18 protein-coding genes are annotated in these 17737 nt (G+C 56.8%); 2 read left to right on the top strand and 16 right to left on the bottom strand.

The window, feature by feature from the left end; all coding sequences use genetic code 11:
* Positions 1–2 precede the first annotated feature (2 nt).
* From HZ995_RS01915 to fnrL, 12 genes are all read right to left on the bottom strand, one after another.
* A complete protein-coding gene (locus tag HZ995_RS01915; RefSeq protein ID WP_209357006.1) occupies positions 3–770 on the bottom strand; it encodes an enoyl-CoA hydratase/isomerase family protein in 768 nt (255 codons plus the stop codon).
* Positions 767–2338 (bottom strand): acyl CoA:acetate/3-ketoacid CoA transferase, encoded by a 1572-nt coding sequence (locus HZ995_RS01910; RefSeq protein ID WP_209357005.1) that lies wholly within the window; start codon positions 2336–2338, stop codon positions 767–769. The genes HZ995_RS01915 and HZ995_RS01910 overlap by 4 nt, the downstream gene beginning before the upstream one ends.
* On the bottom strand, positions 2335–3339 hold the full coding sequence (locus HZ995_RS01905; protein WP_209357004.1) for a Gfo/Idh/MocA family protein: 1005 nt from the start codon (positions 3337–3339) through the stop codon (positions 2335–2337). Before HZ995_RS01905 ends, HZ995_RS01910 begins: the two co-directional genes overlap by 4 nt.
* Before the next feature lie 304 nt (positions 3340–3643).
* A complete protein-coding gene (gene ccoS, locus HZ995_RS01900; RefSeq protein ID WP_209357003.1) occupies positions 3644–3781 on the bottom strand; it encodes a cbb3-type cytochrome oxidase assembly protein CcoS in 138 nt (45 codons plus the stop codon).
* A complete protein-coding gene (locus tag HZ995_RS01895) occupies positions 3778–5910 on the bottom strand; it encodes a heavy metal translocating P-type ATPase (protein ID WP_209357002.1) in 2133 nt (710 codons plus the stop codon). Before HZ995_RS01895 ends, ccoS begins: the two co-directional genes overlap by 4 nt.
* Complete coding sequence (locus HZ995_RS01890; RefSeq protein ID WP_209357001.1) at positions 5907–6368, bottom strand: FixH family protein; 462 nt, start codon at positions 6366–6368, stop codon at positions 5907–5909. Before HZ995_RS01890 ends, HZ995_RS01895 begins: the two co-directional genes overlap by 4 nt.
* Positions 6365–7774, bottom strand: a complete 1410-nt coding sequence (gene ccoG, locus HZ995_RS01885; protein WP_209357000.1) for a cytochrome c oxidase accessory protein CcoG — start codon at positions 7772–7774, stop codon at positions 6365–6367. Before ccoG ends, HZ995_RS01890 begins: the two co-directional genes overlap by 4 nt.
* 101 nt (positions 7775–7875) lie before the next feature.
* Complete coding sequence (gene ccoP / locus HZ995_RS01880; RefSeq protein ID WP_209356999.1) at positions 7876–8727, bottom strand: cytochrome-c oxidase, cbb3-type subunit III; 852 nt, start codon at positions 8725–8727, stop codon at positions 7876–7878.
* Positions 8720–8944: a cbb3-type cytochrome c oxidase subunit 3 gene (locus HZ995_RS01875; RefSeq protein WP_209356998.1), complete on the bottom strand. Its 225-nt coding sequence runs from the start codon at positions 8942–8944 to the stop codon at positions 8720–8722. Before HZ995_RS01875 ends, ccoP begins: the two co-directional genes overlap by 8 nt.
* A 10-nt stretch (positions 8945–8954) precedes the next feature.
* Entirely contained in the window at positions 8955–9680 is a 726-nt protein-coding gene (gene ccoO, locus HZ995_RS01870) for a cytochrome-c oxidase, cbb3-type subunit II (RefSeq protein WP_209356997.1), read from the bottom strand.
* A 12-nt stretch (positions 9681–9692) separates the two neighbouring features.
* Complete coding sequence (gene ccoN, locus HZ995_RS01865) at positions 9693–11330, bottom strand: cytochrome-c oxidase, cbb3-type subunit I (protein ID WP_209356996.1); 1638 nt, start codon at positions 11328–11330, stop codon at positions 9693–9695.
* A gap of 115 nt (positions 11331–11445) precedes the next feature.
* A complete protein-coding gene (gene fnrL / locus HZ995_RS01860; protein ID WP_209356995.1) occupies positions 11446–12174 on the bottom strand; it encodes a transcriptional regulator FnrL in 729 nt (242 codons plus the stop codon).
* 53 nt (positions 12175–12227) lie between these two features.
* Between fnrL and hemN the strand changes: the two genes are divergently transcribed.
* Positions 12228–13583: an oxygen-independent coproporphyrinogen III oxidase gene (hemN, locus tag HZ995_RS01855; RefSeq protein ID WP_209356994.1), complete on the top strand. Its 1356-nt coding sequence runs from the start codon at positions 12228–12230 to the stop codon at positions 13581–13583.
* A 28-nt stretch (positions 13584–13611) separates the two neighbouring features.
* Here the strand turns inward: hemN and galE are convergent, their stop codons facing one another.
* Entirely contained in the window at positions 13612–14601 is a 990-nt protein-coding gene (galE, locus tag HZ995_RS01850) for a UDP-glucose 4-epimerase GalE (RefSeq protein ID WP_209356993.1), read from the bottom strand.
* A gap of 455 nt (positions 14602–15056) precedes the next feature.
* On the opposite strand from galE, the gene HZ995_RS01845 reads away from it, so the two are divergent.
* Positions 15057–15545, top strand: a complete 489-nt coding sequence (locus HZ995_RS01845) for a helix-turn-helix transcriptional regulator (RefSeq protein WP_209356992.1) — start codon at positions 15057–15059, stop codon at positions 15543–15545.
* Here the strand turns inward: HZ995_RS01845 and HZ995_RS01840 are convergent.
* The 3 genes from HZ995_RS01840 to HZ995_RS01830 form a co-directional block, all read right to left on the bottom strand.
* Positions 15542–16168 (bottom strand): DedA family protein, encoded by a 627-nt coding sequence (locus HZ995_RS01840; protein WP_209356991.1) that lies wholly within the window; start codon positions 16166–16168, stop codon positions 15542–15544. The genes HZ995_RS01845 and HZ995_RS01840 overlap by 4 nt on opposite strands.
* A complete protein-coding gene (locus HZ995_RS01835; RefSeq protein WP_209356990.1) occupies positions 16161–16526 on the bottom strand; it encodes a hypothetical protein in 366 nt (121 codons plus the stop codon). Before HZ995_RS01835 ends, HZ995_RS01840 begins: the two co-directional genes overlap by 8 nt.
* A gap of 75 nt (positions 16527–16601) precedes the next feature.
* Positions 16602–17642, bottom strand: coding sequence for a Hint domain-containing protein (locus HZ995_RS01830; protein ID WP_209356989.1), 1041 nt, complete (start codon positions 17640–17642; stop codon positions 16602–16604).
* Positions 17643–17737 lie beyond the last annotated feature (95 nt).

Genomic DNA, 17737 nt, shown 5'->3' with positions numbered 1-17737 from the left:
CTTTATTTTCCAGAGAAGTCAGGCTTGCGTTTTTCTTGAAAGGCGGTGACGCCTTCTTGACGGTCTTCCGATGCGGCGATAGCGGCGCTGCCAAGCGCTTCGACCATGGCGCCGCGATCTTCGCCTTGGGCGGCATGGATCATGGATTTTGAAATCTCGACCGCGCGAGGTGAAAGCGTCAGAGCGCGGTCTACGAGTGCTTCGGCCACAGCGCGGGGGTCTTCATCGACTGCCACAACAAAACCGACGGAAAGCGCGCGATCAGCTTTGATCCGATGCCCAAAGAGCGCCATTTCCTTGACTATCGGTTCTGGCAAAAGGCGCATCAGGCGCTGGGTGCCAGACCAACCCGGCACGATGCCAACACCGGCTTCGGGAAGAGCCAGAGAGGCTTTGGGGGCCATAACGCGGATGTCGCATGCCGCAGCCAATTCAAGGCCTCCGCCAAAAGCATGGCCGTTCAGAACCGCGATGGTGGGCTTGGAAAGACGTGCCAGACGATCAAAAATCCGATGCCCATCACGCACCCAAAACCGCGCGAATTCTGTCGGGTTGAGGTCTCCCCAGGCGTTTATGTCTGCGCCTGTGCAGAAGGCCTTGTCGCCCTCGGCGGTCAGCATCACAGCGCCAATCTCGGCGTCGCGTTCGATGATGTCCAAATGCGCGGCCAGATCATCTAACATCTGCACCGTAAAGGCATTCATCTTGGACGGATTGTCCAATCGAAGCTCGGCCACACGGCCCGATTTTATGATTTGAACGCGGCTCATGCACCCCATCCCATTGGAGCGTCGGCCAACAGCGACAGCGGCATGATGATCGCGTCCTCTGCGATGGACACACGGCCACCAGAGGCCTCCGCAATGTCCTTTTGTGGATCGATCCCGGGCATGATTTCCGTTGCCACAAGACCGTTGTCTCCCAACCGCATGACGCAGCGCTCGGTGACGTAAAGCACCTCTTGTCCCAGCTCACGGGAGCGCTGGCCCGAGAAGGTCACATGTTCGACCTCTTCGACCATTTTCGAGAACTTGCCCGGCGCTGCAATCGAGATGCCGTCGTCGGTCAGTTCCACCTGTGCACCTGCTTCAAACCAGCCAGAGAAGACGATCTTTTTGGCCCCAGACACAATGTCCACAAAACCACCGCAACCCGCTGTCAGATATGGTTTTTTGCCAAGTTTCGAGACGTTGACATTGCCTTCGACGTCGACCTCAAGGAACGAGAGGAACGACACATCGAACCCGCCACCCTGAAAATAGATGAATTGCTGCGGAGAAGGGACAAAAGCATCCGCATTGGATGCACAGCCAAAGGCGAAACCTGTCAAAGGCATGCCGCCGACTGCGCCCTGTTCGATGGCCCAGGTCACGGCCTCTGGGTGACCCTCTTCGAGCAGGATCCGAGGCACCATCGCGCTGATCCCAAAACCGAGGTTCGCGGTCATGCCAGGCTGCAGCTCCATCGCCGCGCGGCGGGCGATGACTTTCTCTACACTATGTTCCGCGAGGGAAAAGCTGTCCCAAGGCCGCATGATCTGGCCGGAAATTGCAGGGTCGTATTGGGTTTCGCAGGTCTGTTTCTGGTTCGCATCAATCACGATGCAATCCACCAGATGACCCGGCACGCGCACGTCATGCGGCCGCAAGGACCCGCGTTTGGTCACGCGGCTGACCTGCGCGATCACAAGGCCTCCGTGGTTTTTCACGCAGATGGCTTGCTCCAAAGCACCCAGATAGGCGCCTTCGTTTTCATAGGTGAGGTTGCCGAATTCATCGGCCGTGGTGGCGCGGATGATGGCGACATTTGGTACGACATTCGGGAAGTGCAGCCATGTGTCGCCGCCAAACTCCACTCGCGAGACGATCGGCGTTTCCGCGGCCTTGTCATTCATCGCACAGCCTTGGCGTTTGGGGTCGACGAAGGTCTCCATGCCTACCTTGGTCAAAACGCCGGGGCGATTGGCGGCGGCTTCGCGTGTCATGTCAAACAAGACGCCAGAGGGCACGTTGTAGGCGGCCACGCGGTTTTCGACGATCATTTTCCAGATCTCGGGCATGGGCTTGAACGAGGGGCCCGACGGATAAGAGCCGCCCAAAATACGCGACAGAAGCCCATCTTTGGCGATGTAGTCGACGCCCAGCACACCATACATATCGCCCGCGGCAATCGGGTGGATGGTCGTCAGATTGCGCGGATGGCTTTCGGCGTCAAACCGCGCGCCGATGGCCTTAAGCACAAAATCCGGGCAGCCCAGTGCCGAAGAGGAAGACACTGTGACGACCGCATCATCGGCAATCCGCGCAACCGCGTCAGAGGCGCTGACGACTTTGTTCATTGGGGCTCTCCGTAGTTCAAATGTTGGCGCTGGCCGGTGGCTGCCGCCTCGCGGACTGCCAAGGCAACGGCCAGAGATTTGTAGCCATCTTCACCGGTCGCGCCTTGATGGGGTTGGCCATTCACGGCTGCGGTGAATTCTGCGAGGACCTGTTCATAGAGGTCGTGGCGTGGGAAAGAGATGTCCTCGTGGCCTTCGGCCGTCACAAGTGTCACTTCGCCAGCAGGCGTTTGGGCGATAACGCCTTTGCCATAGATCGCGCCTTTGCTGCCGTGAATTTCCACGCCGGTTTTGCCGAAAGGGTGGCCAAAGCTCACGTGGCTTAGGACTTGAATGCCGGAGGCCATGGTCATGATCGCCATGGCAGAATCCTCAACCCCCTGTCCCATGCCAGAGGACGCAGCCTCTGCAACTACCGAGACCGGATCTTCTCCTAGGTGATAGCGGATGGTGTCTGTGTCATGCACGGTCATATCGAGCACAACGCCGCCGCCCGCGCCAGGATTGTCCAGACGCCAGCCGCGCAGATGTTCAGGCAGGCTGACCGCGTGAGAAACCTTTACGGACAGAACCTCTCCGATCCTGCCGTCGGCGATCAGCTGGCGGATCGCGCGATGACTGCCTGCGCAGCGCAGATGGTGATTTGTCGCAAAGTGGACGCCTGCTGCCTTGGCCGCGTCGATCATCTCGCGGGCCTCGGCCAAAGACATGGCTAGTGGTTTTTCGCAGAGCACGTGCTTGCCCGCAGCAATGGCCGCAAGCGCCTGCGCGTGGTGTTTTTCATTGGTCGAAGAGATGTAGACCGCGTCAACCGATGTGTCGGCCAGGGCCTGTGCCAAGTCTGTGGTGGCATTCGCGATGTTTTCATCCGTTGCGAAGTTGTTCGCGTGTTCCGCAGAGCCACTGACAACCCAAGCCGCCTCTGAGCCGTCGAATGAGCGGATCGCCGGTATGATATATTGCCGCGCAATAGTGCTTGCGCCGATCAACGCCCAGTTCATAGCTCCCCCCTTCGAAACTCAGATGCACACAACTTTGGAACGTTCCAAAAGAAGTTTTAGTGGAACGTTCCATAAAACGTCAACCATTTCTTTAATTGCAGCGAGGGAACCTATCTAAATTACTGATAAATTAGATGATTTTGCGTGATTGAGTGCGAGCAGATCAAACAGGCTCGTCTCAACCTTCGAACATGTGATTCTAGGTCCCACGCAATGGGGGGCACTAGACCTTACGGCCGTCCAGAGACTCGTCTGTGATTTTCACTCAGACACTTATGTGACTGCAAAACGAGGATTTGCAGTCCTATCCGTCCAAAAGCACTCGCGCGGCTTCGCCTTCGGGGTCGTCATATTGATTTGACTTCAACGTCCACACAAAAGCGACCAAGCCTGCGCCGCCTAGAAGAAGAGAAACGGGAATTAAGATCGCAAGGACATTCATTTTTGTACTCCTACGCGGGCGGCGTTGAAAATCACGGTGATGGACGAAAAAGACATCGCAAGCGCGGCCATCAGAGGGGTCGCATACCCGGCGACCGCGATGGGGATTGCAATGGCGTTATAGAGCGCTGCGATTGCAAAGTTTTGTTTGGACAAGCGTACGGCCATGCGGGCAGTTCTAAAGAGTTGCGGTAGTTTTTCTAAACTTCCTCTCAACAAAACCACATCAGATGCAGAGCGCGCAGCATCAAGCGCCGATCCGGGCGCGACCGACGCATGGGCGCTGGCCAAAGCCACTGTGTCGTTTAAACCATCGCCCACCATGCAGGACAATTGCCCCTGATCGGAGCTTTCAGCGATCAAATTGCTCTTCTCTTCTGGTGAAACCTGCGCGTGCCAGTCATCGATGCCCAAACGATCTGCAATGGAGCGTGTTTTCAAAGGGGTGTCGCCAGACAAAACGACTGACGGCAAACCCAGCGCTTGCGTGCCTTCAACGGCCTCAATGGCTCCCTCTGTAAGGCTCTCGCTGTAGGGAAGGGATCTGCTGGCTTCTCCAATTTTCAAAATCAGCCCACTACCTGACTGCGACAGCCAAGAGGCGCGGCCTAGGGTAACGGGGCGCCCGCCGAATTTGGCTCGCACGCCCGCGCCTTTAACCTCTTCGAGGTCTGTCAATTCGGCTGGGGTGATGTCCCCAAGGAAATTGCTGAGTGCCTTGGACAAAGGATGCGACGACGCCTGAGACAGGGCTTTCATGACGCTGAGTTCTTCGCGAGAGAAACGCGTCAGATCCAGATCAAACCCCGGTTTGGTCAGCGTGCCAGTTTTGTCAAAAACGAGGCTGTCGACCTCTGCAAGCCGCTCTAGTGCGGTGCCGGATTTCACTAGGAAACCCAGTCGATAGAGGCGGCTGATGGCGGCGGTCGAGACCGCAGGCACGGCCAGTCCCAGAGCACAGGGGCAGGTGATGATCAGAACCGCTATCGAGACATTCAACGCGTGGCGAATGTCACCTGACGCGATGACCCAGCCTGCAAATGTGAGCGCGGCCAGAAGGTGCACCCCCGGCGCATAGATGCGCGCGGCGCGGTCGGCCAAAGACGTATAGCGATTGCGCGCGTTTTCTGCGGTTTCGATCAGCTGGGTGATCTGGTGCAGACGTGTGTTTGTACCTGAGGCGTCGACGCAGAGTTCAAATGGCGCGCCGAGGTTGATCTCGCCCGCGTTTAGGGTGGCTCCGACATCATGCGCGATGGGATCGCTCTCGCCTGTCAAAAAGGACCGGTCCGTATGTGCTGTGGCCGTCAACAGCCGTCCGTCTGCGGGAACGCGCGCGCCTGTTGTGACCAAGATCGTGTCGCCTTCGCGCAGATCCGCGATGGGTACGACCTCGGATATGCCACCGAGCATGCGCTGAGCGGTGTGTTCCTCAAGCGCCGAGAGTTCCTTGGCGGCAGAATGTGCAGCGGACCGCGTACGCTGTTCGAGATACCGTCCAATCAGAAGGAAGAAGGTCAACGAAAGTGCCGCGTCGAAATAGGCGTGATGACCGCCGTGCAGGCTCTCGTACAAGGACATTCCGCTCGCAAGCAGGATCGCGAGAGATATCGGAACGTCCATGTTCAGGCGGCCGACCTTTAATGCGCGCCATGCGTTCTGAAAGAAGGGTTGTGCCGAAAAGAGCACCGCGGGCAGAGCAATCCCCGCAGAGATAAGGTGAAACAGATCCCGCGTTGCGCCACTCGCGCCGGACCAGACGGCGACGGAAAGCAGCATGACATTCATCATGGCAAAGCCTGCAACACCCATGCGCATCAGTAGGTCTTGGCCGCTTGCGTCGCCTCGGCTCCCAAGGGCAGCTGCATTTAGGGGAAAGGCCTCATAGCCGATCTGCTCGAGTGATTTTGCGATTTCCGCTGGCGGGAGGTCCGTTTCGACGGCAACCCGCTTTTGCGACAGGTTCACGCGTGCGGACTGAATACCCGGAACCTGCGCGAGATGAGATTCAATGGCCCCGATGCAAGCCGCGCAGCGCACAGATGGCACCGAAAGCTGAACCGCAGCTTTTGGCAAAGCCACCTCAATGGCAGCCGGCGCTGCAACGCAAGCAGGACAGGCGGCTGTCATGACTTCGCCTCGTCTGGAGCATCGACGATAATCCGTTGTTGGAACTTGGTCCCATCCATGGACCGAGCCGTAATCCGCAGGTTCCAATTGCCAGAGCCCGCTTCGATTGGTGCGATAAAGACCTCGCCGTCAAAGTTGAAAATGGGCGTTTGGTCCATTGCAACCGATGTCGCCCGCCCAAAGGTTGCCGTTTCAATGATCGGCGCGACAGCCACGCCGTTGTCTTTAAAGGACAGCTTCAGTTGCCCCTCGGCGATCCATGCCGAAACATCCCAGCCCAGCGCCTCTTGTGCACTTCGGTTCGCGTCAAAGCTTTGGCTTGCGACGTAGGAATTTTTCACCTCGAGCCCAGGGAAAGTGCGCACGGCGCTGACGGCCAATGCTGCGTTTACGGCTATGATTGTGCCAAAGCCCAACCCGAAAAATGTCGCGACGTGCCAGCCTTTTAGTTCCTTCATGATCCGCTCCCATTGAAAATCGTGTTCTTATATGCGCGCTCGCCATTGGCCAGATCATCGACCCAGAACCGCAGCGGCGTTTCTGCCGCCTGCGCGGACTCGCTGCCCACTGGCGCGGTGACATAGACGCGGAGTTTAAGCGTTTCGTTCGCTGCCACGGGGACGGCGCTATATGGGCTCCCTTCAAGCCCCAAGACCCACATAGCGTCGCCATTCACATGAATACCAAACATGCGTTCGGCCCCATGTTTATTGCGCAAGCGCAATTCGTATGCGTTTCGGATAGACCCATCAGACAGGGTCACAAATGTCGGGTTGCGCACGGGGGCAACCGTCATCTCGATCTCGGGCCGCATAAAGAGAGCATAGACCATGGCAAAGCCGACAAGCGACCAAATCGCTGTGTAAAGAACCGTACGGCGGCGCAAAACATGGTGCCAAATGGGTTTTGGCTTCTCGCCCGCCTCTTCGCGTGGTGCGTCAGACAGCGCAAGATAGTCGATCAAGCCACGATCGCGCCCGAGTTTGTCCATCACGTCGTCGCAGGCATCGATGCAAAGCGCGCAGGTGATGCACTCCATTTGCTGCCCGTCGCGGATGTCGATGCCCATAGGGCACACGTTCACACAGGCCATGCAATCCACACAGTCGCCTGCGTTCGCATCGCGCGCTTTGCCGCGTGGTTCTCCGCGCCAGTCGCGATAGCCAACTGTCAGCGTGTCGTTGTCCATCATCGCACCCTGAATGCGTGGCCAGGGGCACATGTAGATGCAGACTTGCTCGCGCATGAAGCCACCGAATACGAACGTCGTCGCGGTGAGAATTGCGATGGTGGCATAGGCAACAGGCGCGGCCTCTAGATTAATCAAATCTCTGAAGAGCGTCGGTGCATCGGCAAAGTAAAACACCCAAGCACCACCGGTGCCCAAGCCGATCAGGGCCCAGACGATCCATTTCGTCAGGCGCAAACGCGCTTTGCGGACAGACCAGCCCGCGTGGTGCAGTTTGACGCGCGCATTGCGGTCACCCTCGATCCAGCGCTCCACAAGTATGAACAGATCGGTCCAGACGGTCTGAGGGCAGGTATAGCCGCACCAAACCCGCCCCAATGCCGATGTGAATAGAAACAGGCCAAGGCCTGCCATGATCAAAAGACCCGCGACAAAGTAAAATTCATGCGGCCAGATCTCGATCCAGAAGAAATAAAATCGGCGCCCTGCGAGGTCCACGAGAACTGCCTGATCTGGCAGGTTTGGACCGCGGTCCCAACGGATCCAGGGCGTCAGGTAATAAATGCCAAGAGTGACCACCATGATCACCCATTTGAGGTTCCGGAACCGACCCGACACCCGTCTGGGGAAAATCGGCTCGCGTGCGGCATAAAGAGAGGTACTCGACTCAGGCATTTTTTTGACCAGTTGTGACAACTATGGCCTTCATGATGCATGTGCCTCAGCGCAACCTTGATCCAGATCAAGAAGCGCTGAGGCGATGGTTTTTATAGCGTTTATTCGCCGCCACCCAGGGCATGCACATAGGTTGCCACGGCGCGGACGTCTTCCTCGCTGAGGCGCTGGCCCCAAGCGGGCATGACACCAAAGCGGGAATAGGTGATTGTCTCAACCAAGGTCTCTTGGTCGCCCCCATAGAGCCAGAGAGCATCTGCGAGGTTGGGCGCCCCCAACTCGCGGTCACCTGTGCCCTGATCGCCGTGGCATGAGGCGCAGTTGTCTGTAAACAGGACACCTGCCTCACTTTCCCAATCCGCTTGGGGCAGGGTGGGAATAAAGGCCGCAATCGCCGCGATCTGCTCTGCTTCAAGAATGTCTTTAAAGGCAGGCATTTCCGAATAGCGCGCGTCGTCGTCGGTCTGGTTCCGAATACCGTGGCGGATCGAGTAGGCAACGTCCTTAAGCGAACCGCCCCAAAGCCAGTCATTGTCCAAAAGGTTCGGATAGCCCTCGCCCCCCGCAGCACCGGCCCCGTGGCACTGGCTGCATTGCGCCCGAAAGACCGCGCCACCCCGCGCAGCAGCATAGCGGTGCAGATCCGACTGTGGATCGAATTCACCCATGTCCTGGGCAAGCAGTGCCGTGACCAGTTCTGCGTTGGCGGCTTCGTGCGCTGTGATATCGGCGGCGACTTCTCCGCGTGTGGAATATCCGAGCAAGCCTTTGCTCGCGCCGGAAATCATCGGCCAGGCAGGATAGGCGATTGTATAGCCAATGCCCCAGATGATCAGCAGGTAGAAGCTGATCAGCCACCAGCGTGGCATCGGGTTGTTCAGCTCTTCGATGCCGTCAAAGTCATGGCCCATGGTCTCGCGACCGGTCAGTTCGTCAATACGTGGTTCAGCCATTGTGCGGACCCTCAATGAAATCTGTTTTACAGGCACAGGCAGCGCAGTTTTTGGCGCAACCCGGGGCGTCATCGCGCAGCGGAATTCCGGCGGCGTCTTCGCGTGCCCCGCGCAGCGTCGGCCAAAAGGCGAAAGCGCAGGCCCCCAGAAAGAACGTGAACATTGCGATCAGGAACCAACTGTCTGCGAAGGCTCTGAGGAAGCTGTAGGTTTCCATCGTTTCCCTCCTACCGGCTTGCGTCTGGAACAAAGGTCGAGAAGTCGACCAGAGTGCCAAGCATCTGCATGTAGGCGATCAAAGCATCCATTTCGGTCAGCTCTGGTTGCCCGTCAAAGTTGCCGATGGCGGCACCGGGATAGCGCTCTGCCATATCGTCCCAATCGCTGTTAGGATCGGCCTGCACGCGGAAATCAGCATAGGCATTGGCAATCTGCTCGTCCGTGTAAGGCACGCCGACGAAACGGTGGGTCTCCATCAATTCGCCGATGTGATCGCCGTCCAGACGGGCCTCCATCAGGAAGCCATAGCTGGGCATGACGCTTTCGGGCACAACCGATTGTGGGTCGATCAGGTGGTCCAGATGCCATTCATCAGAATAGCGTCCACCGACCCGCGCCAGATCAGGCCCCGTGCGTTTAGACCCCCATTGATGCGGGTGGTCATACATGCTCTCGGCCGCCAGCGAATAGTGACCATAGCGCTCGACCTCATCCCGCATCGGGCGGATCATCTGGCTGTGGCAGGTGTAACAGCCTTCGCGGATATAGATATCCCGCCCGGCCAGCTCGAGAGGAGAGTAGGGGCGGACGCCCTCTACCTCTTCGATGGTGTTTTCCAGCCAAAAGAGCGGCGCGATTTCCACGATCCCGCCGATCGTCACAACCGACAGCGAGAAGGCCAGCAGAAGTGTCGGGCTGCGTTCAAGGATGACGTGTTTGTCGATCAAAGCCATCGTTGGATCTCCTTATTCAGCGGGGGTTGCAGCTGGGGCCGCAGTGGCGCCCGCCGGAGGTGTCATGGTTGCGACTTTCTGGGTGACCGGCTCATAGCCACGGATGGTCATCCACATGTTCCAGCACATGAGCGCAGCACCACCGAGGTAGAGAACCCCACCCAATCCGCGCACCACATACATTGGGAACTTGGCGCTGACGGTGTCGGCAAAGCTGTTCACAAGGAAGCCTTGGTCATCAACTTCGCGCCACATCAGGCCTTCCATAATGCCCGAGACCCACATGGAGGCTGCGTAGAGCACGATTCCGATCATCGCGAGCCAGAAGTGCCAGTTCATCGCCGCGTTGGAATACATGGATCCACGGTTCCAGAGGCGAGGTGTCAGGAAGTAAACCATCGCAAAGATGATCATACCGTTCCAACCCAGCGCACCGGAATGCACGTGTCCAACTGTCCAGTCGGTGTAGTGGCTAAGGCTGTTGACCGCGCGGATCGACATCATTGGGCCTTCGAAGGTTGCCATGCCGTAAAAGGCGAGGCTGGCCACGAGGAAGCGAATGATCGGATCGGTGCGGATCTTGTCCCATGCGCCATTCAGCGTCATCAGACCGTTCATCATACCGGCCCAGGACGGCATCCAAAGTACGACCGAGAACACCATACCCAGTGTTGAAGCCCAATCAGGCAGAGCCGTGTAGTGCAAGTGGTGCGGACCCGCCCAGATATAGAGGAAGATCAGCGCCCAGAAGTGCACGATGGACAGTTTATAGGAATAAACCGGACGGTTCGCCTGTTTCGGCACGAAATAGTACATCATGCCCAGGAAACCCGCAGTCAGGAAGAAGCCCACCGCGTTGTGGCCATACCACCATTGGGTCATCGCATCCTGCACACCCGAGAAAAGCTGCACAGATTTGCTGCCCCAGATGCTGACAGGCACGGCCAGATTGTTGACCACATGCAGCATGGCAATGGTGATGATGAAGGCCAGGAAGAACCAGTTGGCGACGTAGATATGACGCTCTTTGCGGCGCAGGATCGTGCCAAGGAACACGATCAGGTAGCAAACCCAAACGATGGTCAGCCAGATATCAACATACCATTCCGGCTCGGCATATTCTTTGGACTGAGTTGCGCCCAGAAGGTATCCGGTGGCGGCCAGCACAATGAACAGCTGGTATCCCCAGAATACAAACCACACCAGATTGCCGCCAAAGAGGCGCACCCGAGAGGTCCGTTGCACGATGTAGAAGCTCGCGGCCAGCAAGGCGTTGCCACCAAAGGCAAAAATCACCGCACTGGTGTGCAGTGGACGCAGGCGACCAAAGTTTGTGAACGGCGCGCCCCAGTCGAAATTCAGCGCAGGAAACGCGAGTTGAAAAGCGATCAAGACCCCAACCGCAAGACCCGCCATGCCCCAAAAGGCCGTCGCGATCACGCCGGCGCGGACGACATCGTCTTTATAGTCGCCCTGTGCGTGAACAGGTGCAGGCGCATCCGAGCGACGCAATTCCCAAAGGAACAACATCCCCGCCACCAGCAGAATTATCAAACCATGGATTCGAAACGCCAGGTCGCGTCCCTGATCCGCCGCATAAGCCGCAACAAGCACCACGAGTGCGAGTGCGACAAGCCTAAAAACCATCATGCAAAGACCCCTTCTTGCAAATGTGCACGAAGAGAACCGGTCAAACCGGTCCCTTTATTGGGGTCCTACTCTGGGCTGAGGGGAGGGAACTTTGATCTGGATCAAGTCGGAGTGATTAAACGATGACGCCGCCGTCCGCGTCGTCTCCGCTGGCTAAATGCAGCGCATTCAGATCTTTGATCCGAAAATGGCGGCGATCGATGAACTCAACAACTCCGTCTTTCTTAAGCGACGTCAGCTGGCGGCTGATCGTTTCCAGCGTGAGGCCAAGAAAGTTCGCGATTTCTTCGCGTGTCAGGGGCAGTTGGTATTCCTGAATGGACTGGGTCGGAACTGTTTCGCGCCGCACGATCATCTCAAGAAACGTCGCGATCTTTTCCCGAGCGGTTTTGCGCCCCAGAAGAACCATCCACTCTCGCGCTGCCGTCAGTTCGTCCAGCGCCATTTCCATCATGCGCTGCGCGATATGCGGGACTCGGTCTACGAGGTCTTCAAACGGGCGGCGTTGAAAGCGGCACAGTGTGACTTCTGTGACGGCCGTGACGTCGAAATCCACCGTCTCGCGGCCAGGGCGACCGATAAAGTCTGACGGCAAAAGCAGGCCAACCATTTGCGTGCGCCCGTCTTCCAGCGTTCTGGACAGGGACGCGATCCCAGAAACCACCGAGGCAAAATGCGTCAAGTCATCCCCGCGCCAAATGATCGGCTGACCAGCCTCAAAGGTCTGATAGGATTTCATATCCTCTAGCAAGGTCAGCTCGTCTTCGTCACAGCGCGCACAGATGGCACGGTGACGGATTGGGCAGCTGCCGCATTTTTCGCGTTCGTTGAAAACAAAAGTCATGTTGATTGATCTGGATCAAAGTAGCTGTCGGACGTCCACCTTATCAGCAACCCATGGACAAGATAAGTACCCTTCGACGCTATGGCCTCTTTGACGCCAAAGTGCCGCGCTATACCAGCTATCCGCCTGCAAATCGCTTTGAGCAGGACGTGGGTGCTCGCCATCAGCGCAACTGGCTTGAACAGCTGCCAGCGCATGATCCCGTTTCGGTATATATTCATATTCCATTTTGTCGTCGCCTCTGTTGGTTCTGTGCCTGTCGTACACAAGGCACCAAGACGCTGTCGCCGGTTGAAGGGTATATCGAAGATCTCATAACCGAGATTGAAGTCGCGTCAGACCTCCCACGCGAAAAGTTGAAAATGGCGCGGCTTCACTTGGGAGGTGGTACACCTACGCTCTTAAGCCCTGCACTTATGGATCGTCTGCTTGATGCGGTTTTCGCTGCATTTGACCTTGCCGAAGGCTTCGAGTTCTCGGTGGAAATCGATCCGACCGAAGCAGCGCCTGATTTGTTAGCGCTTTTGGCAAAGCGGGGCATGCGACGCGCCAGCATCGGGGTTCAGGACTTTAACCTCAAGGTGCAAAAGGCCATTGGCCGCCTTCAAAGCTTTGAGCAAACGCAAGTGGTCTGCGACATCCTGAGAGGGCATGGTGTCCACAGCTTGAATGTGGACTTCCTCTATGGGTTGCCTCACCAAACCGTGCAGAGTCTGAGCGAGACATTGGATCAGGTCGTTCTGCTGAAACCCAACCGATTGGCCCTTTATGGCTACGCGCATGTACCGCATGTTTCAAAGCGCCAATCCATGATCCCCTCGGAGCACCTGCCGGGCCCTGAAACCCGTTTCGACATGTCGGAACTGGCTCGAGAGCGCCTCTGTGCGATTGGGTTTGAGCCTTTGGGAATCGATCACTTTGCGCTCCCTGATGACAGTCTTGCATGCGCGGCTCGGCAGGGGCGGATGCGGCGCAATTTTCAGGGCTATACCGACGATCCTTGCGAAACCCTGATCGGATTTGGAGCGTCCGCCATTTCGCGATTCCGTCGGGGGTATTGCCAGAATGCCGTGTCGACCTCTGCCTACAGACAAAGGGTGCAAACCTACGGGCTGGCAGGGCACAAGGGGTATTACATGCGCGAAGAGGACCGGCTTCTGGCCGGGCTCGTCGAGCAGATTATGTGCACGCACGGGATTGACGTCAGTCGACTGGTCGAAAGCACTGAACAGTCAGAGATCTATTTTGCGTCCTTGATTGATGCGCTTTGCCAGCAATTTGCTGACATCGTGGATCCGCAACCTCTGGGCCTGTCCATTCGCCCGGGCTACGAAGCCGCGGCCCGTTTGATCTGCGCACATCTGGATGCGGCACTGTCGGTACAGCACACGCATAGCCTCGCGATTTAGTTTCGGGCCGGCATCTGTAGTGACCCAACTATGCGCGAGCGCTAAAGAACCGCCACGCATCTTCGACGATCGTTTCAAGATCACTGCGCTCGGCCTGCCAGTTCAACACATCCTGGGCACGACGCGCATCTGCGACCAGTTTTGCCGGATCGCCTGCACGGCGTGGGCATTCTTCGACCAGAAAGTCACGACCCGAGACGCGTTTCACGGTGTCGACCACGTCGCGAACGCTGTGGCCTTTGCCGGTTCCCAGATTGATCCCGTCAAATGACCCATCCGTTTGACCAAGAACATGTTCAACGGCCGCTACATGGCCGCTCGCAAGGTCACTGACGTGGATATAGTCTCGAATACAGGTACCATCGGGCGTGTCATAATCCGTGCCAAAGATCATGAACTTGTCGCGTTGTCCCAAGGCCGCCTGGATCAACAGCGGAATGAGGTGCGTTTCCGGATCATGCCTCTCGCCAGTGCGCCCTTCTGGGTCGGCCCCGGCCGCGTTGAAGTATCGAAGGGCAATCGATGTCAGACCATAAGCGTTGGCGGCGGTCTTAAGCATGGTCTCTACCATCAACTTGCTGTCGCCATATGGGTTCACAGGCAGCTTTGGCAGGTCTTCGGACAAGAGATCACGGTCCTGATTGCCATAGACAGCCGCAGTTGAGGAAAACACGAGTTTAGAGACGTCTGCGGCGCGCATCGCTTTTAACAGACTCAGGGTTGCGGCGACGTTGTTTTGGAAGAATGCGTAGGGATCAATGACTGACTGCCCTGCTTCGATAAGGGCTGCAAAATGCACGACACAATTGATGTCTTGGTCACGCAAAACTTGCGTGAGCTGTGCTTGATCAGAGAGCTCTCCACGAATTGTGGATGCGCCAAAACAGGCGTCCTCATGCCCGGTGGAAAAATTGTCGTAGATGGTGACGTTGTATCCTGCGTCCCGCAGCGCCAGCGTCGTGTGCGATCCGATGAAACCAGCGCCCCCGACGACCAGAATGTTTCTATTGTCCTGCATGCCGCGCGTCCCTCAAATAGTATTGCCAAAAGGTGGGCTGAAAGGTTTAGGTCTTTTGTTCTGATCAATCTCTAGCTTAGATTTGCGCATAAGACAGCTAGGAATTGTTGCCGATAATACAGAACATGGCATTGATCTGTGAGCTCTGCATCTATGCAGGCAGCAGGCGCTTTTCACGAATGTGCGGTTTCGGACCAGATGCCTACATGACTATCAGAACATGAACCACGTTCTGAAGGTAAGCGGGCAGGCGCTAAACAAAGGTTATAAATATCACATTTGCTGTTTTCAGTTTGTACCACTTACATCTAGAAAACGCTCATCCCAAAAACCATGGGTCAAAACCTGTCAATCTTCGAACGAAATGCTACTTTGAGTTCGGCGAGTTGCAACGTAAAGATGAATTTTGTACCCGTCCCGCAATGCCATTCCCGAAAACTTTGGTGAGAAGATAAATGCCAAACTCTAAACGATTGATCTATGCGATCGGCTCTGCCTTCGCCTTTGGTATGCTCATGCTCATCGAAGAGCTGTTGGGCCTCTTGGGGATGGAGGATGCGGACGATTCCATGTTGTTTGAGGTCGCCGAGTTCTTAATCCTGCTGGCGCTGGTGGTCTCTACAATCATCGTTGCGATCGACACCTATCGCATGCGCAAATATCAGCAAACGCTGGAGTATAAGATCTCGCATGCTTCAAGTGCATTCCGAGATATGTTGGATGCGCACTTCGAAGATTGGCAGTTTTCAGAGGCCGAGCGTGAAGTGACGCGCCTGATCCTTAAGGGATGCAGCATCGCTGAAATCGCCGAGATCCGAGACTCAAAGCAGGGCACCATCAAGGCTCAGACCAACTCGATCTACAAGAAATCCGGCTATGCGGGCAAAGCTCAGCTGCTAAGCGCCTTTCTTGAAGAGCTCAGCGAAGGGGCGTCGGTGGCTTAAACGCTCTCCTCGGGTGCGGTCTCGGCGGCTTTGCTGTCCGCCGAGGGCCGTCGAAAGAGCCAATAGCCACTGCCGACCAAAACACCAGCCGCCGCGATAAAGCCCAAAGCGTTGCCAAGTGCAGAAGAAATCTGGCTGATATTGCCTGCAAAGACATAGCCCAAATAGCTGTAGGCACCGGACCAAAGGGCGGCACCTACCATGGCTGCGCTTGTGAACTTGACCCAGCCCAGGCCAATTGCGCCACTGATATAGGTTACATAGGGGCCAAGCGGGCTGAGCACTGTGCGCGACAGCAAAACGGCGGCAATGCCGTTTCGGGTCAAAAAGCCTTCGGCGCGGTCAATCAGTTTCGCTCGGCTGCTGCTGGACTTAAGCTTGCCCATGATCCATGGCCCCTTGGACCTCGCCAGAAAAAACGCGCATTGATCGCCGATGCTAAAGCCGATGAAGGCCCCCAAACCGACCTGCCAAAGCGCCAGGTCTCCTGCGGCGGCAAAGCCCCCGGCTGTGGCAACCAGGACCGATGCGGGTAGGGTGATAGCCATGGCGCTCAGACCCACGATCAGCGCGATAATATAGGCCCCATACAGCGGCAGAAGCCCGATCAGCGTGTCACTCATCTCCGCGCGCCTTCCGCTCAGCCTTTTCGATCGCGGCTTGTGCCCGCAGCTCGTCGGTCAGCGCATCATAGCTTTGGCCCGTCTCGGCAACGATGTCAGACATGCGCATTCGAGCGGGAAAGGGGTGGTCGATCCCAAGAATCTCTGCGACGGTTTTTGGCCTCAGCGCGTAGGAGTGTTGGACGTAGCGCGGCGTCATCCATGGCTCTAGTGCCTGGTTTTTATGGCGTGGGTCGTTCCAGTAGATCACTTCGGCCACAAAATTTCCCGCAAACCACAAGGCCACTGCAAGAGAACCGAAAAACACAAGGAACGGCACGCGCCGCGTGGACCAAAGATGTTTTAACCGCGCGAACATGGCTCCTCCTTGGGCGATACCCATTGGGCTGAGTTATAGAGAGGCTTGGCGCATGGCGAAAGGCTGTCGTCAGCCTTACCGCGAAAGGCGGGCGATCAGGCGCTCTTGCTGTTTCGGGCGCAGAGCAGGCCTTGCATGGGGCCATTCGAAATCCGGATCGGTGATCTCGGGGAAAAGGCCCAGCAGTTCAATGCGTTGAAGCTGGGATAAAGCCGCAAGGCCGAAAGTGCCAAGATAAAGCGACTCCGTCGGCGCGTCATTCGCATATATGACCTCATGCGCCTCAAGCAGGATGTGGAAATAGGTCACCGCGCGCACCCCTTCGTCCACAAAGACACCGGGCAGAGACGTCAGTTTCTTGGCAGGCAGCAGGGCCTCGGTGGCCCCGGAAAGCAGCTGGCGCTTGCCCGATGACACCAGCAAGCGATGCTGAGGTGACAATAGCAGATCCGTGCTTGGTAACCCCATGCCCAAGCACCCTGCAACCAAACGAATGGGGCGCATGTTCGGAGTCTTACGTAGATTCCGACGTGTAAGTCGTCGACACAGAATTTTGCGAATGGGTTTGGGGCCGTTCTCGGTTTGGATAATGTCTCCGTCACGCAGATCCTGCACGGGAATATCCCTATCCACGCCCCGAATAAGCGTTCCTTGCGCAAAGCAGGCGAAGTCGGCGTAGTCCCTCTCGCCGCGCCCGATGTTGTACTCGGAAGTGAATGTGTAGAGCTCACCAGGTTCCATCGGTTCAGTCGAAACAAACGCGGTGGTGACGTTTTTGCCGCTGTTGTTGTCACCAATCGTGATCGAAAAGCCAGAAAACCCGTCATCGGTGATGATTTCATAGTTGACCACGACTTTTGACCCCGCCGGATAGGTCACCCCATCCAAAGTAATGTCTGACTGGAGGGTTTGCCCGGCGCTGTTGATTTCGTCAAAACCACTGTCATCCGTGTCAGAGATTGTCAGTTGTTGAGGTCCCGCATCGGCATCCAGTTGAAGGTTGAATGGCGGCGTGCCAGCAGCCTTTGCACCAGACTCATTCGGTGGAGCCTGATTGCTGCCGGACTGATCAAAATCCGACACTTGATAAACGTATTGCAGCGTGAAGTTCGCCAAAACCGGGATCCAAACTCGTTAACTCCTCAAATCTACGATAAGCGAGTTAAGTCTGCGTTTACATTGGCGAATAGGCGACTTTAAGGCGTTTTGTT

This window comes from Cognatishimia activa (assembly GCF_017798205.1).
GTDB classification, from domain to species: domain Bacteria; phylum Pseudomonadota; class Alphaproteobacteria; order Rhodobacterales; family Rhodobacteraceae; genus Cognatishimia; species Cognatishimia activa_A.
This window is presented reverse-complemented; position numbering and strand designations above follow the sequence as displayed.